Below are 14447 nucleotides of genomic sequence, written 5' to 3'. Positions count from 1 at the left end.
GAAAACCTGTCAGCGATTGACGTCCACCACAACCCGTCCGCGAAGTTGCCCGGCGAGCAGTTTTGGCGCCGCCTCGATGGCTTCACTCAGGCCGATTTCGTGGCTGATCAATGCCAGCAGCGAGAAATCCAGATCCTTCGCCAGACGCTCCCACGCTTGCAGCCGGCGGGCCTTGGGCTGGGTCACGCTGTTGATGCCGGCGAGGGTCACACCGCGCAAAATAAACGGCGCCACTGACGCCGGGAAGTCCATGCCTTGGGCCAGACCACAGGCGGCGACGGTGCCTTCGGAGCGGGTGCTCGCGCAGGCATTGGCCAGGGTGTGACTGCCAACCGAATCGATCACCGCCGCCCAACGCTCTTTGGCCAGTGGCTTGCCGGGCGCTGACAACGTCGCACGGTCAATGATTTCGCCGGCGCCCAACTGCTGCAGATATTCATGCTCGGAGACCCGTCCGGTGGACGCGACGACGCGGTAGCCGAGTTTGCTCAGCAGGGCGATGGCAAAACTGCCGACACCGCCGTTGGCCCCCGTGACCAGCACCTCACCCTGCTCTGGCGTCACGCCATTACGCTCGAGCGCCAGAATGCACAGCATCGCCGTATAACCGGCCGTACCGACAGCCATCGCTTGCGCCGCCGTAAAGGCCTTGGGCAATGGAATCAGCCAATCGCCATTGAGTCGCGCCTTCTGCGCCAGACCGCCCCAGTGATTCTCGCCAACACCCCAGCCATTGAGCAGCACCTGATCACCCACCTTATAGTCGGGGTGTGAACTGGCTTCCACGGTACCCGCAAGATCGATCCCCGGCACCATCGGAAACTTGCGCACCACCGGACTGCTGCCGGTTATCGCCAGGCCATCCTTGAAGTTCAGCGTGCTGTACGCAACAGCCACGGTGACATCGCCTTCAGGTAATTGCTCCTCGTTGACCTGTTGCAGGTTGGCGCGGTAACCGCTGTCGTCTTTGTCGATCACAATGGCGTTAAACATGACTGCCTCGCTGGACTGTTTTCAGAATGTCGTGGCTTGAAATAGCACATCGCAACACCTTGCCACATTCGACTTTGCGCCAATCGGCGAATTCGCCGGGCATTTCCATGACCCGCGTCTATGCTTTCTCGACGGTCGTGGTTTCGTTGAAATTTTTAAAGAGTTCGCCATTGCCGCGACAACCGACGTACCAGCAATTTTCATCACGCTCCTGGAGGCCGAAGAACGCCGGATGTCATCGACGCTGAAAAACTGCACGGGTTGTTCTGAATTTCCAACTGGCCCCGAATCCGGTTTTGCTGCTAAAAACCGGTTTTGCCCCCTGCCCGCTACACCGTTTGGAGAACCGCCCTCATGAGCCAATGGCCAGACACCCGTCTTCTTGATCTGCTCGGCATTGAATTGCCGATCATCCAGGGCCCGATGGCCGGTGCGACGAATTCGTCCATGGTCATCGCCGTGTGCAATGCCGGTGGCCTGGGTTCGATGCCGGCCGCGATGTTGAGCATCGAGCAATTGCGCGAAGAGCTGAAAACCATCCGCCAGCACACCGACAAGCCCTTCAACGTGAACTTCTTCTGCCATCAGCCACCGGCAGCCGATGAGCAACGTGCACGTGACTGGAAGCATTTACTGGAACCGTATTACCGTGAACTGGGCGCCGATTTCGCTGCACCGACGCCGGTGTCCAACCGCGCGCCGTTCGATGCCGCAGCCTGTGAAGTGCTGGAAGAGTTTCGACCTGAAGTGGTGAGCTTCCATTTCGGTCTGCCAGAGAAATCCTTGCTCGAGCGGGTCAAGGCAACCGGGGCGAAAATTCTCTCTTCGGCCACGACGGTCGATGAGGCGATCTGGCTGGAACAGAACGGCTGCGACGCGATTATCGCCATGGGCTACGAGGCCGGCGGCCATCGCGGCATGTTTCTCAGTGATGATCTGAGCAGTCAGGTCGGCACGTTTGCCCTGGTGCCTCAGGTGGTCGATGCGGTGAGCGTACCGGTGATTGCCGCCGGGGCAATTGCTGATGCGCGCGGCATGGCGGCGGCGTTTATATTGGGGGCCTCAGCGGTACAGGTCGGCACCGCCTATCTGTTCACGCCGGAAGCAAAAGTCAGCGCCGCTCACCACAAGGCGCTGCGCACCGCCAAGGAAAGCGAAACGGCAATCACCAATATTTTTACCGGGCGGCCGGCACGGGGCATTCTCAACCGCGTCATGCGTGAACTGGGCCCGATTTCGCCCCAGGCACCAGCATTTCCCTTGGCCGGGGGTGCGCTGATGCCGCTGCGAGCGATCAACGAAGCAGAGTTTGCCAACCTCTGGGCCGGTCAGGCATTCACCTTGGGCAAAGACCTCGGTAGCGCTGAACTGACTCGACAATTGGCCGAAGGCGCACTGGCAAAACTCGCTCGCCGCTGAAGCTGCACAGCGTGAAGATTCAAACATCCTCACGCTGGTTTTAACCAACACTTCCTGTTTGGCGGCATTTCGCTATATATTTCGCTATATAGCGAATTCACCCCTCGCATCGGCGCAGCCCACTTCAAACAATAGCTGCCCGCTGCACTCGTCAATAACGGAGCTGTTACATGACCATTCGTGCCTCACGTCTTGCCCCTGGTTGCCTGGCCTCTTTGCTCGCCGTCTTCGCCGTCGGCACAGTTCAGGCTGATGAAGTGCAGGTGGCCGTGGCAGCCAACTTCACCGCGCCGATCCAGGCCATCGCCGCCGATTTCGAAAAAGACACCGGGCACAAACTGGTCGCAGCTTATGGCGCCACTGGCCAGTTCTACACTCAGATCAAGAACGGCGCGCCGTTCGAAGTGTTCCTCTCCGCTGACGACACCACCCCGGAAAAACTCGAAAAAGAAGGCGAGACCGTCAAAGGTTCGCGTTTCACCTACGCGATCGGCACGCTGGCGTTGTGGTCGGCGAAAGAAGGTTATGTCGATGCGAAAGGCGAAGTGCTGAAAAAGAACGAATACCAGCACCTGTCCATCGCCAATCCGAAAGCTGCGCCATACGGCCTGGCCGCCACGCAAGTGCTGGAAAAACTGAAATTGACCGACGCCACCAAAGCCAAGATCGTTGAAGGCCAGAACATCACTCAGGCTTATCAGTTTGTCTCGACCGGCAACGCTGAGTTGGGCTTTGTCGCCCTGTCGCAGATCTACAAGGACGGCAAAGTCAGCAGCGGTTCGGCATGGATCGTCCCTGCGAGCATGCACGACCCGATCAAACAGGATGCGGTCATTCTGAACAAAGGCAAAGACAATGCCGCCGCCAAAGCCTTGGTTGAATACCTCAAAGGCCCGAAAGCCGCTGCGGTGATCAAGTCCTACGGTTACCAGCTCTAAAATGTCACTGACGAGCGCCGATTTCGCGGCGATCTGGCTGACCCTGAAACTGGCGTCCCTGACCACCGCGATCCTGCTGGTGGTCGGCACGCCGATCGCCCTGTGGCTGTCGCGCACCGATTCATGGCTGCGCGGCCCGATCGGGGCGATCGTCGCCCTGCCCCTCGTACTGCCTCCGACCGTGATCGGTTTCTATCTGTTGCTGATGATGGGCCCGCACGGCTTTCTCGGCCAGTTCACCCAATGGCTGGGCCTGGGCACTTTGACGTTCAGCTTCACCGGGCTGGTGATCGGATCGGTGATCTATTCCATGCCGTTCGTGGTGCAACCGTTGCAGAACGCGTTCTCAGCGATCGGTACCCGCCCCCTGGAAGTGGCCGCGACCTTGCGTGCCAATCCGTGGGACACGTTTTTCAGCGTGATTGTGCCGTTGGCGCGCCCCGGTTTTATCACCGCAGCGATACTCGGTTTCGCGCATACCGTCGGTGAGTTCGGCGTGGTGCTGATGATCGGCGGCAACATTCCCGACAAGACCCGCGTGGTTTCCGTACAAATTTATGACCACGTCGAAGCGATGGAATACGCGCAGGCTCACTGGCTGGCCGGGGCGATGCTGGTGTTTTCGTTTCTGGTGTTGCTGGCGCTGTACTCCAGCCGCAAGACCCGCGCAGGCTGGAGCTGATCGATGATCGATGTGCGTTTGAAACGGGTCTATACGGACTTCAGCCTCGATGTCGACCTGCACTTGCCGGGCCGTGGCGTGACTGCGCTTTATGGGCATTCCGGCTCGGGTAAAACCACCTGTCTGCGTTGCATTGCCGGGCTTGAGCGCGCTGAACATGGCTTCATCCAGATCAACGATGAAGTCTGGCAGGACAGCGATAACGGCATTTTCGTCCCGCCACACAAACGCGCGCTCGGCTATGTATTTCAGGAAGCCAGCCTGTTTCCGCATCTGTCGGTGCTGGCCAATTTGCAGTTCGGCCTCAAGCGCATCGCCAAGTCCCAGCGTCGGGTCGACATGGCGCAGGCCACCGAACTCTTGGGCATCGAGCATTTGCTCGAGCGTCATCCGCAGCATTTGTCGGGAGGCGAACGCCAGCGTGTCGGCATCGCCCGCGCCCTGCTGGCCAGCCCGAAACTGCTGCTGATGGACGAGCCGCTGGCCGCTCTCGATAGCCAGCGCAAAAGTGAAATCCTGCCGTACCTGCAACGTCTGCACGACGAACTGGACATTGCGCTGTTGTACGTCAGTCATGCCCAGGATGAAGTGGCGCGACTGGCCGATCATCTGGTCTTGCTCAGCGAAGGCAAAGCGCTGGCCAGCGGCCCGATTGGCGAAACCCTCGCACGTCTTGACCTGCCGATGGCGATGGGCGATGACGCCGGGGTGATCATTGAAGGGCAGGTCAGCGCCTACGATGCGCAATATCAACTGCTGAGCCTGCAATTGCCGGCCACCGAGATGAGCATCCGTGTGACGCACGCGCCGATGGAACCGGGTCAGGCCCTGCGCTGCAAAGTACACGCGCGGGATATCAGCCTGAGCCTGCAGAACAGCGAATTCAGCAGCATCCTCAATCGACTGCCGGTGACGGTGGTCAGCGAACAATCGGCGGACAACGCCGCCCACGTGTTGATTCGCCTTGATGCTGGCGGCACTCCGCTGCTCGCGCGTATTACACGTTATTCCCGGGACCAGTTGGGCGTGCATCCGGGCCAGCATTTATGGGCGCAGATCAAAGCGGTCGCAGTCCTCGCTTAAATCATTCGGCACCACGGCAACGGCGTGCGGTCAATCGTTTTACAGACCGCCGCGCCATCAAAGGAAACTGCCATGCCCGACACCGTGCTGACTGCCGACCTGCCATCCGACCTGCATTACGTCGACGACACCCAGCCCGGTATCACCCGCAAAAAGCTGCGTGGCAAGTTCAGCTATTTCGAGCCGTCCGGCCAGCGCATCAGTGATCCGGATGAAATCAAACGCATCAATGCCCTTGCCGTACCACCCGCCTATACCGATGTGTGGATCTGTCCGGATCCGCGCGGTCATCTGCAAGCCACCGGCCGTGATGCCCGTGGCCGCAAGCAATATCGCTATCACGCGCGCTGGCGCGAAGTGCGCGATGCCGACAAGTATTCGCGCCTGCGTGAGTTCGGTCTCGCGTTGCCGAAACTGCGCAAGCAACTGGAGGCGCTATTGGCCGCGCCCGGCTTCAGTCGTGACAAGGTCATGGCGACGGTGATCACCCTGCTCGACGCCACATTGATCCGGGTCGGCAATACGCAATACGCCCGCGACAACCGTTCCTACGGCCTGACCACCCTGCGCAGCCGACATGTCGAAGTCAACGGCAGCGCGATCCTGTTCCAGTTTCGCGGCAAAAGCGGCATCGAACACCAGATCACCGTCAAGGATCGGCGTCTGGCACGCATCATCAAGCGTTGCCTGGAGATTCCCGGGCAGAACCTGTTTCAGTATCTGGATGAAAACGGTGAGCGACACACCGTCAGTTCTTCCGACGTCAACGCCTACCTGCAAACCCTGACCGGCGCCGATTTCACCGCCAAGGATTACCGCACCTGGGCCGGCAGTGCCTTGGCGCTGGCGGTGTTGCGCGAGTTGCAATGGGAGTCCGAGACCGAGGCCAAGCGGCATGTGGTGGAGATGGTCAAAGGCGTCGCCAAGCAGTTGGGCAACACCCCGGCGGTGTGCCGAAAATGCTACATTCACCCCGCCGTGGTGGAGAAATTCATGCTCGGCGCCCTCGCCGAACTACCTCGCCCGCGCGTGCGCAAAGGCCTGCGTGCGGAGGAAGTGGCACTGGCGATGTTTCTCGAGCGAATGAGCGAGATGACCGATGCATCTTGATCCGCAAGGGAGCGTCATCTAGGCTAGCGACCTCTCCTCCTTCGGACGACCGCAGCAGTGAACAATCCAGCCTTCTAAAAATGTAATCGCGACACGCCGTTCTCGGCGCTTGTCAGTTTTCACGACATTTTTTGGAGGTGCCGATGACTCACGTCTCGCGTACACCCGCACTCGTTTCCCTGAATCAACTGGGCTTTCAGTTCGCCAATGGCGCAACACTGTTCGAAGACCTGAACCTGACTTTCGATCATCAACCGACTGCGATCGTCGGGCGCAATGGTGTTGGCAAAAGCGTGCTTGCACGTTTGATTGCCGGGCAGTTACAACCCGGCACCGGCAGCGTGGCACGCTCGGTTTGCGTGCATTACGTCGCACAAACGTTCATCGCCACACCCGGGCAAACCGTCGCCGATGTAACGGGGACGGCCCCGGCGCTCAGCGCACTGGAGCGACTAAGATGCGGTGCTGCCACTGCGCACGACTTCGACCTCATCGATGAACGCTGGGATCTGGCCGAGCGCTTGCGCCAGATGCTTGATGGGGCCGGGCTGACCGACCTCACCGGGTCGGATCTGACCGAGCACCTCAGCGGTGGCCAGCAAGCCAGAATCGCTTTGATCGGCGCACTGCTGAGTCAGGCGCCATTGCTGGTGCTCGACGAGCCCACCAATCACCTCGACAGCGCCGGTCGGCAATGGTTGATGAGCCTGCTTGAGCGCTGGCGTGGTGGCCTGATTATCGTCAGTCACGACCGCCAGCTTCTGGAGCAGATGCAGCGAATTGTCGAACTCACGGCGTTGGGAGTAACAGTTTTCAGCGGAAGGTTTTCGGATTTCACCGAGCAACGCAGGATCCATCAACAGGCGGCGCAGGCACAGCTCGATCAGGCCCGTATCGAACGTCAACGCGAACGTACGCGGCTGCAACGCGAGCACGACACGATCCAGCGCCACGCGGCCGGCAGCCGTCGCCACGCACAAAGTGCCAACGTTTCGGGCTTCGAGCGGGCAGCGTTGAAAGCCGCTGCGCGGGACATCATAGGGCAGGTAAAAGTCGGCCACCAGGCACGCAAGGCCGATCTGGATCAGCGTGTTCGCGAGGCGTACGAAAACGTCCTGCCCGCCGACGGCGTGCTGATCAATCTGCCGGGCAGCGTGGTGCCGAGCAATCGGCGGGTGTGCACGCTGATCGACGCGTGCTTGCCATGGTTACCGGCAGATGCGCCCACCACCCGCCTTGACCTCGCCATTCAAGGGCCGATGCGCATCGCTGTCAGCGGTCACAACGGTTGTGGCAAATCGACGCTGTTGAAATTGCTGGCAGGTGAATGGGCGCCGGTAAGTGGCGAGTGCATCACGCACGTGCCTTTTGCCTTTCTTGACCAACAACTGAAGCTGCTGGATGAGCACACATCGATTGTCGATCAGTTGCAGGCACAGCAAACACTTTTGAGCGAAGGTGAGTTGCGCAGCTTTCTCGCTCATCTGCAACTCGACGCACAACGCGTTAACCGCCCGTGCGCCTCACTCAGTGGCGGCGAACGCTTGAAAGCAGCCCTTGCGCTGGCGTTGTGGCGCCAGACGCCCGCACAATTACTGCTGCTGGATGAGCCGACCAATCATCTGGACCTGGCGTCGGTGCACGCTTTCGAACACGCCTTGCAGGCATTTCCCGGAGCGATTGTCGCGGTTTCCCACGATCAAGCGTTTTTACAGGCGTTAAACCCAAGCCATTGTTTGACCTGGCACCCCGAAGGCTGGCGCTGGCAACCGACGAGCTGACCTGCCTATTTTTTGCACGATTGCCGAGGGCTTCTATAGTTGATCTGACACGAATCAGCTGCGGTGACGCCATGGAAGACATTTTCGTCGTGAAGCGTTGCAACAAGATCATTATTTACGGCCGACGTGCCGAAGACAGCCAGCATGATCCCGCGAAAGCCACTAGCTGGTTTCGCATCTGCGACACACGTACTGGCGGTTTCATCGGCGATGGCTACGACACGGAGGGTGAAGCAGGACGTGAATGCAGACGCCTCAACGCAGCGAGTTCCCCATCAGCGGCCCGCCAGTCTTCAGGCTGATGCCGATCAGAAGCGGGTCTATACTGAAACCAGCTGAAGGAGCAGCGCCCCACGGCAGAAGGCTCGCAACACGCGGGCTTTTTGCTGCAGCTCAGGTTTCATAGAACGGAGGTGTTCCATGTCCGAAAAAGAGTCCATCACCACCCTCCTCACCCTGCTCGACGCTCGACAAGCGCGCCTCGCCGCCGCTTGCAAAGAGATCGCCGACTGGGTCGATCACCAAGGTGGACACCCCACCGCCCTGCGCATCCGAGACCGGCTGAACGACATCGAGAAGGATGCTCCGCTGATTCGCAACACGCTGTCGGCGCTAAAGCCTGTTGATCGGCCACTGCCTCGGTTCAGATGACATCGACCCGGCCAGGGTGTCAGGAATTTGCTCATTAGCGGTGACACAGGAGTCACCGCGCTTGTGTCTGCCCGTAATGTCTATTTTTCCAGTTTTTCACGTGACGACTGCATCTGCGCGACGACAGTGAAATCACTCCTTTGCAAAGTAACGCCCTCTCCCGCCCGCATGTGGGTGTTTTTTTGACCAGCGCCCAAATGGCGAACGGTTGCCGTGCGTGAGTTGTCATAACTTATACATGTCGCAAAGGAGACAGTTATGGTTATCCATTTCAACGTCGACGGGCATCTGGCCTGCGGCCATAAAGGCAAACAACTGTCGGCAAGCCGCGAACTCAATCGCGTGAAGTGCCGCAGTTGCCGCAATACCGATGCCTACAAACAGGCGCGAAAGGATCAGCGCAACGCCACCCGCCGGATGGCCCGTCAGGCCAAAACCTCCCACGGCGCAACCAACTGGCGCGCAGAGTGGATCGAGCGCCTGACTGCAATGGCCGGTCTTCAGCGCTTGCCTCGCGGCTTTAGCGGGCAAGCATTCGTCTAGCAGTGCGTGTAAGCAAGGCACAAAAAAGGCCTGCATGAGGAAACTCATGCAGGCCTTTGCTATTCAGGGTGGCCGAACCGGCACACCGTTATGAGCGGCCACCAGTACCTGGACAAAAGCCTGACACCGACAGCACTCACAAAATCATTTCAACAACCGATGCATCCATTTTGATCGCTGGCTCGTAGATCCAATACCCTCACTCGGAGGGCACAAGAGCCAAGGAGATACATCATGCATGCCTTTTACAAAAAAATTGCTGCAGCAGCCTGCTTCGCCATTCTCTGTGTAACTGCAACGCTCAGCTTTGCCGCCGACTCGGTGATGGTCGGAGGAGCAGCGATGTACCCCACTAAAACCATCGTTGAGAACGCAGTCAACTCGAAGGATCACACGACACTTGTAGCGGCGGTCAAGGCTGCCGGGCTGGTTGATACGCTCAACAGCAAAGGTCCATTCACCGTCTTCGCTCCGACAAACGAAGCGTTTGCGAAGCTTCCGGCAGGCACCGTCGACACGCTGGTAAAGCCTGAACACAAAGCCGATCTGACCAAAATCCTGACCTACCATGTTGTGTCCGGCACTCACACATCTGCACAAATAATGGCCGAGGCCAAAAAGAACGGCGGCACCGTTATGCTGAAAACCGTTCAAGGTGAGTCGCTGAGTATCAAGCTGTACGAAGGCAAGCTATGGGTGGTGGACGCCAAAGGTGGTAAGGCAAGTATCAGCATCGCAGACGTGATGCAGTCAAACGGCGTGATCCACGTTGTCGACTCTGTCTTGATGCCTTAAACGCGCCGGGTTCCCGGCGGACGCACAGTTTGCCGGGTGCTAATACCCGAACAGGCACTTCACAAGCGGGTTCAGCATTGAGCAACTGGTTTTGTCTGGCGGTTGCGCGGCGATACAGCGAATGTTTTACGAACCAAATTTCAAATAACCCAGCCAACTCGGGAGGGTCTTTTGGTTGCTCGCTGATTTCCAGATACCGCCTGACTGGTGAGCCTCGCTGTAGCACAACCGAGGCGCTGAAGGATGAATATACGTTCATCGAAAACATGGTTCGATGCGTCTAGGCTGCGGGTTCCGACATAGTGACTACAGGAGTAACCCACCATGTTCTCGCACGAAAGCATCCCGCTTGTGGCCATCTTCATCATCATGCTCATCGGCGTGCTTGTGGCCTTCCTGCATCCGGTGCACGCGTTCTTTAGCTGGCTTCGGAGACGAAGTGAAAAAACTTCGTCTCGTTCTCCGAAAGAAGCGGATTCGCGCTGAACTCTTCCCTAAAAGCCCGGCTAAGTCCGGGCATCTTTTCGTAACGCCATGCAGCTTGCAGATATTAGCCGCTGGGCAATCGAGAGATTTGGATGAAACTGCGAGCTATGACAACCGCCTCGTATCAAACCGCTGGCACACCACCTGAATGCATTCCCCTCCGCGCCCAACGGCGACCAGCGGAACGGATGGCTTAAGGCTGAGTTTCAGAGGCAAGATTTGCGCGCCAAGGCAGGTACAGACAAGGCAGAGTCCAGCGTGAGATTTTGCAGGCGGGGAATCAACTTGAGTGTACGACCGTGATAATGACCGAGCCATACATCAGGAATCGCAAGGGCAAACAGCAATGCCAACCAAATGATTGCGGACCAGAAACAAACAAGGGCTTGCATCAGCTTTCGCCCGCAAACCCTTGATTTAAGATGGTGCCCGAAGCCGGAATCGAACCGGCACGCCCTTACGAGCGGGGGATTTTAAGTCCCGAGCGGAAATCAATCAGGCCGCGCCTTGTGATAGGTTTTCTGGTCTGCAATGAAGCGCGAAAGCCTGTCATGCAGCCCAATGTTTCCGCATACCTTCAAATGATTGCGGACCGGAAAAAGGCGCCGAGATTTGGTAGTACTGGCACCTTTTGGCTCACGTACGCTGATTGGCAAGTATGCCGATTATGCATAAGGCGATGCTCCGAAGACGTTGTCCAGAGCACCACCATGTCAAGGTGACCTCGGAATTACCGTAAGCTACTGATATAAAAGGGAAACCACCCTAAAATCGCAAGGTAAAAAATCGCCATTACTCCCTATAAGAATCAACAACTTAGCGCTGTATTTTCCTACAGTGCTTTGCCCTCCTACGGCGTTCTGCCGACAAACACCAATCCAAAATCCTACAGCTCGTCGCCTCACCCTCGCCCGCTTGCATCGCCTCGATTACTGTATATGCAAACAGTATTCAACAAGGCATCCCCGTGGATCCCCTCTATATAGGAGAAACCGACGATTGGCTCGGTAACCCGACTTCGCTCGAAACTTGCCGGCACCAGTTGGCCCTCTACGAAAATGAGTTCGAGGAACTGAACCTTCAGCTGCAACAGTCCAGAGAGCGGATATTCAAGCTGGTTGAGATGCACGCTGCCGCGGCGGCCGAGTGCGAAACCCTCCGCTCTCAATTGAGTGTTTCGAGGTCAGAAACGTCGGATGCCAGCCGGCGAGCTACCGATATCGAGACCAAGAGCAACTGGGAACTGATGGCGAAAGACAAGCACATAGCCGAGTTGCGAACCCAGATTCGGATCCTCAGCGGAGACAATCCGTTCAAAGACCCTTCCCTAATCAGCGGGACAATTCCTGAGGCAGCCTGTCCTAATTCGAAGTCAGTGCGCGCCGGCGATCCTCGGTCGCCGTATCGAAGATGATATAAAGCTTGTGTATGGTTGAATAAGATAAAAGCCCGCGCTGGGCGGGCTTTTAGTAAAAGGGAACTTATCTGGCCATCATTATTGAGACCCGAACTTTGAGTTGCTCGGCTGCTTTCCCGCTGACCGCCATGAACCGGTGACGAAAAATCTCAAGCGGACGCTCGACCATATAAAAGGTGAGAGCCCCCATCAAGATTGAGAGAACGATGCAAAACGTCAAGGCAGTAAAGTTTTCATGATAGTTAGCGGCAATCTTCATCACCAACAGCCAATGACCAAGATAGATGGAAAAACTCCAGCGGCCTATAAGGCGAAGCGGCGCACTCGTCAGTATCTTCCCGGCAATCCCTTTGCCAGTGATGCAGAACATCGTAACTAGTGAGCATCCGACACCGAAGTGAAGAATTTTATTGGAAAGATAGCCATCAGGTTCAATCCCAAAAAATACCGATCGAAACCATGGACTAGTAATAACTACCAATGCCAACCCAGAAAAGAAGACGAAGTCCGCCATTCGATCTGTTGCGTGCCGCTCCACAGCACTGATCGACACCGCCGCCATTACACCCATGGTGAAGCAAGAGAGATACCAAACCGGGTCAACAGTTTGACCTGGGATTTTCCAATACGGCCACAACATCTGTTGGGCAACGATCATGGCGGCGCCAAGTAATGTTGAAGCGAATAAGCCGTATCGCTTCTTCGTTAAGATCAATGCACAAGCAACAACCGGAAGCAGCGCATAGAACTTAAATTCAACTGGCACCGTCCACAAGTGGCGGTATCCCTCAACCATGAAGATAGCTTTTTTTGCATCTTCCAGCGTGTTGATATCCGCTGTTCCGAAGTACAGATAGACAAAAACAAAAAAAGAGAACAGCGGGACGATCCTAAGAAACCTGCCAACAAGGTAAGAACATACTGAGTTTATAGAAAACCCATCCTTCTCAAACTTTACCGTTAAGAGAAATGCACTCAGGACAAAGAATAACCAGACCCCGAGGTTGGCCATCCCGTTAAAGTAACCGTGATAACCGTAATAAAAGATTATTACCGCATGAAGTACGAGCACTATCAGGCACGCAATGCCTCTGATGCCTTCCGCTGCTTTGAATTTGCCGGCCATGGCCGCCCCTCCCCGGGTTCCGTTCAAGGGCGCGACTTTAGCATGCGGCAATTTGCAACTCCCGCAGATGTTTACGCCGTTGCGGGAACGCTTAACCGAAGCAGTCCAGACGGCAGGTAGTCGCTTTCGCTTCCACTATCATTCCAAGGCAAGCTCGACGCTCATGTTCTGATGTACAGAGTGAGGCCGATTCCGCATGGCGGTCGAGCGCGGATAGCTTTGTATAACGAGTTGAGGCGTTGCGGCGCCTACCATCCGCGACGATTGAAGCGCTCTTCATCATCATAGAAAGCGACGCTGCTCGTCATTGAGCCAACGTTTTCACGTACGCCTGGCAAGCCTGCAGCGCTATCAGTCCCCGGTCACCGGTGTCGGTGATGGCGATAATTCGTTGAGCATGCGCCGGGTCAAGTCTGGCTCGTACGGCTGCATGATCCACGCCGCCGGCGCAGGAGGTGGCTGGCACGTTGCAGCCGTTGGAAACGTCGGCTGCGTCAAGGAGGACTGACAGCCGGACATCAGCAGTGGCAAGGCGATCGCGCAGGCGATCCTGGTCATTTTGCGCATTGGTCATTTTCTCGAAGTGGGTTTGCTCGCTGGCCGCCAGCCGCTGCTCAAGCGCCAAACGTCTGTCCTGTTCGGCCTGCTGCGCGGTGGCGGCGGCTTACCGAGACTACTACGGGTTCCGGGTACCTGAATCAGAGGCTGAGCAGGTCGAACTGCTGCTGCGCGCTGCCGCCGATATGAACGGTCGCCAGTGGAAAGGACGTCAAGCCAATCCTGATCAGGCAATGGCCTGGCCTCGGCGTGACTGCAAGATCGAATATCAGACGCTGTCCGAAACGTTCGTGCCTTTTGAGGTTGAGTGGGGGCAGGTGCGGCTCGCTGCCGAGCTTTACGCTGCCGAGCAAGGCTTCCAGATCGAGGAGCCGACGCATTGCACTGAACCGAACGGTCGGCGCATCAGGCTCAACCGAGATACGCCTGGCTTTCGCATGCGGCCGCCGCCATATGCCCCGAGCAGGACGCAGCTCGCTGACTATCTTGTCATGCGAGGCCTGTCGATCGTCTCGTGTTATGGCTCAAACCGGCTGCTTTGAATGCTCTCCCATGCTAGTGTCTTTTCGCCGCTATTGGCTTCGAGTATAGGATTTAGGCATGAAAAAGGAAGTTGGGTACTACATGCGCTCCGTCAGCATTTGCGCTGGTAGTGAGGAGGCGCTTCTGGAGTCATTAAAAAAAACGCCTGGCTATAACCTAGAGCCGTTAGCGCGTCCTGCTGGCGGCGACATAAGGTATGAGCTTGTCAGCGAGGATGAAACTGTACGTATACATGTGCATCACGTACCGGGTACCGAGAGAGCTCAGACCGTCGGTGTTCTGCCGCAAGACGAGATAGCTGTCGATAGTCCGATAGAGCTCA

At 57.3% G+C, this 14447-nt stretch carries 16 protein-coding genes and 1 pseudogene; 14 read left to right on the top strand and 3 right to left on the bottom strand.

Annotated features, from left to right (window positions below; all coding sequences use genetic code 11):
* Positions 1-9: 9 nt before the first annotated feature.
* Positions 10-993 carry an acrylyl-CoA reductase (NADPH) gene (acuI, locus tag AC1DVF_RS19540; protein ID WP_477783003.1) on the bottom strand — a complete coding sequence of 328 codons (984 nt, stop codon included), beginning with the start codon at positions 991-993 and terminating at the stop codon, positions 10-12.
* 354 nt (positions 994-1347) lie between these two features.
* Here acuI and AC1DVF_RS19535 point away from each other — a divergent pair, with 354 nt between their 5' ends.
* The 12 genes from AC1DVF_RS19535 (at position 1348) to AC1DVF_RS19480 (ending at position 11895) form a co-directional block, all read left to right on the top strand.
* Positions 1348-2412 carry an NAD(P)H-dependent flavin oxidoreductase gene (locus AC1DVF_RS19535; RefSeq protein WP_477783002.1) on the top strand — a complete coding sequence of 355 codons (1065 nt, stop codon included), beginning with the start codon at positions 1348-1350 and terminating at the stop codon, positions 2410-2412.
* Between the two features lie 170 nt (positions 2413-2582).
* Positions 2583-3350, top strand: coding sequence for a molybdate ABC transporter substrate-binding protein (gene modA, locus AC1DVF_RS19530; RefSeq protein ID WP_320336672.1), 768 nt, complete (start codon positions 2583-2585; stop codon positions 3348-3350).
* 1 nt (position 3351) lies between these two features.
* Positions 3352-4032 (top strand): molybdate ABC transporter permease subunit, encoded by a 681-nt coding sequence (modB, locus tag AC1DVF_RS19525; protein WP_093431052.1) that lies wholly within the window; start codon positions 3352-3354, stop codon positions 4030-4032.
* A 3-nt stretch (positions 4033-4035) separates the two neighbouring features.
* Positions 4036-5115 (top strand): molybdenum ABC transporter ATP-binding protein, encoded by a 1080-nt coding sequence (gene modC, locus AC1DVF_RS19520; protein WP_477783001.1) that lies wholly within the window; start codon positions 4036-4038, stop codon positions 5113-5115.
* 72 nt (positions 5116-5187) lie between these two features.
* Positions 5188-6225 carry a DNA topoisomerase IB gene (locus AC1DVF_RS19515; protein WP_093431046.1) on the top strand — a complete coding sequence of 346 codons (1038 nt, stop codon included), beginning with the start codon at positions 5188-5190 and terminating at the stop codon, positions 6223-6225.
* A 143-nt stretch (positions 6226-6368) separates the two neighbouring features.
* Positions 6369-8006, top strand: a complete 1638-nt coding sequence (locus tag AC1DVF_RS19510; protein ID WP_477783000.1) for an ABC-F family ATP-binding cassette domain-containing protein — start codon at positions 6369-6371, stop codon at positions 8004-8006.
* 71 nt (positions 8007-8077) lie between these two features.
* Positions 8078-8308, top strand: a complete 231-nt coding sequence (locus tag AC1DVF_RS19505; RefSeq protein ID WP_099759293.1) for a hypothetical protein — start codon at positions 8078-8080, stop codon at positions 8306-8308.
* Between the two features lie 118 nt (positions 8309-8426).
* Positions 8427-8657 carry a hypothetical protein gene (locus tag AC1DVF_RS19500; protein WP_008082703.1) on the top strand — a complete coding sequence of 77 codons (231 nt, stop codon included), beginning with the start codon at positions 8427-8429 and terminating at the stop codon, positions 8655-8657.
* Positions 8658-8915: 258 nt separating this feature from the next.
* Positions 8916-9200: a hypothetical protein gene (locus AC1DVF_RS19495; RefSeq protein ID WP_093431037.1), complete on the top strand. Its 285-nt coding sequence runs from the start codon at positions 8916-8918 to the stop codon at positions 9198-9200.
* A gap of 234 nt (positions 9201-9434) precedes the next feature.
* Complete coding sequence (locus AC1DVF_RS19490) at positions 9435-9995, top strand: fasciclin domain-containing protein (protein WP_477782999.1); 561 nt, start codon at positions 9435-9437, stop codon at positions 9993-9995.
* Positions 9996-10319: 324 nt separating this feature from the next.
* Positions 10320-10481, top strand: coding sequence for a hypothetical protein (locus AC1DVF_RS19485; protein ID WP_175559572.1), 162 nt, complete (start codon positions 10320-10322; stop codon positions 10479-10481).
* 967 nt (positions 10482-11448) lie between these two features.
* The gene (locus AC1DVF_RS19480; RefSeq protein ID WP_477782998.1) at positions 11449-11895 is read left to right on the top strand and encodes a hypothetical protein; all 447 of its coding nucleotides are present in this window, start codon (positions 11449-11451) and stop codon (positions 11893-11895) included.
* Between the two features lie 67 nt (positions 11896-11962).
* Here AC1DVF_RS19480 and AC1DVF_RS19475 read toward each other — a convergent pair whose 3' ends face one another.
* Together AC1DVF_RS19475 and AC1DVF_RS19470 are read right to left on the bottom strand one after the other, a co-directional pair.
* A complete protein-coding gene (locus AC1DVF_RS19475) occupies positions 11963-13024 on the bottom strand; it encodes an acyltransferase family protein (protein WP_477782997.1) in 1062 nt (353 codons plus the stop codon).
* A 304-nt stretch (positions 13025-13328) separates the two neighbouring features.
* Positions 13329-13688 (bottom strand): annotated as a pseudogene (locus tag AC1DVF_RS19470) (lysis system i-spanin subunit Rz); the annotation flags it as partial.
* Between AC1DVF_RS19470 and AC1DVF_RS19465 the strand changes: the two are divergent.
* Both AC1DVF_RS19465 and AC1DVF_RS19460 read left to right on the top strand, forming a co-directional pair.
* Positions 13678-14124, top strand: coding sequence for a DnaT-like ssDNA-binding protein (locus AC1DVF_RS19465; RefSeq protein ID WP_477782996.1), 447 nt, complete (start codon positions 13678-13680; stop codon positions 14122-14124). The pseudogene AC1DVF_RS19470 and the gene AC1DVF_RS19465 overlap by 11 nt on opposite strands.
* A 58-nt stretch (positions 14125-14182) precedes the next feature.
* Positions 14183-14447, top strand: a 265-nt coding sequence (locus AC1DVF_RS19460) for a hypothetical protein (RefSeq protein WP_477782995.1), incomplete at its 3' end; no start/stop codon positions are given.

The sequence above is a fragment of the Pseudomonas sp. P4_D7 genome (assembly GCF_056401755.1).
This window is presented reverse-complemented; position numbering and strand designations above follow the sequence as displayed.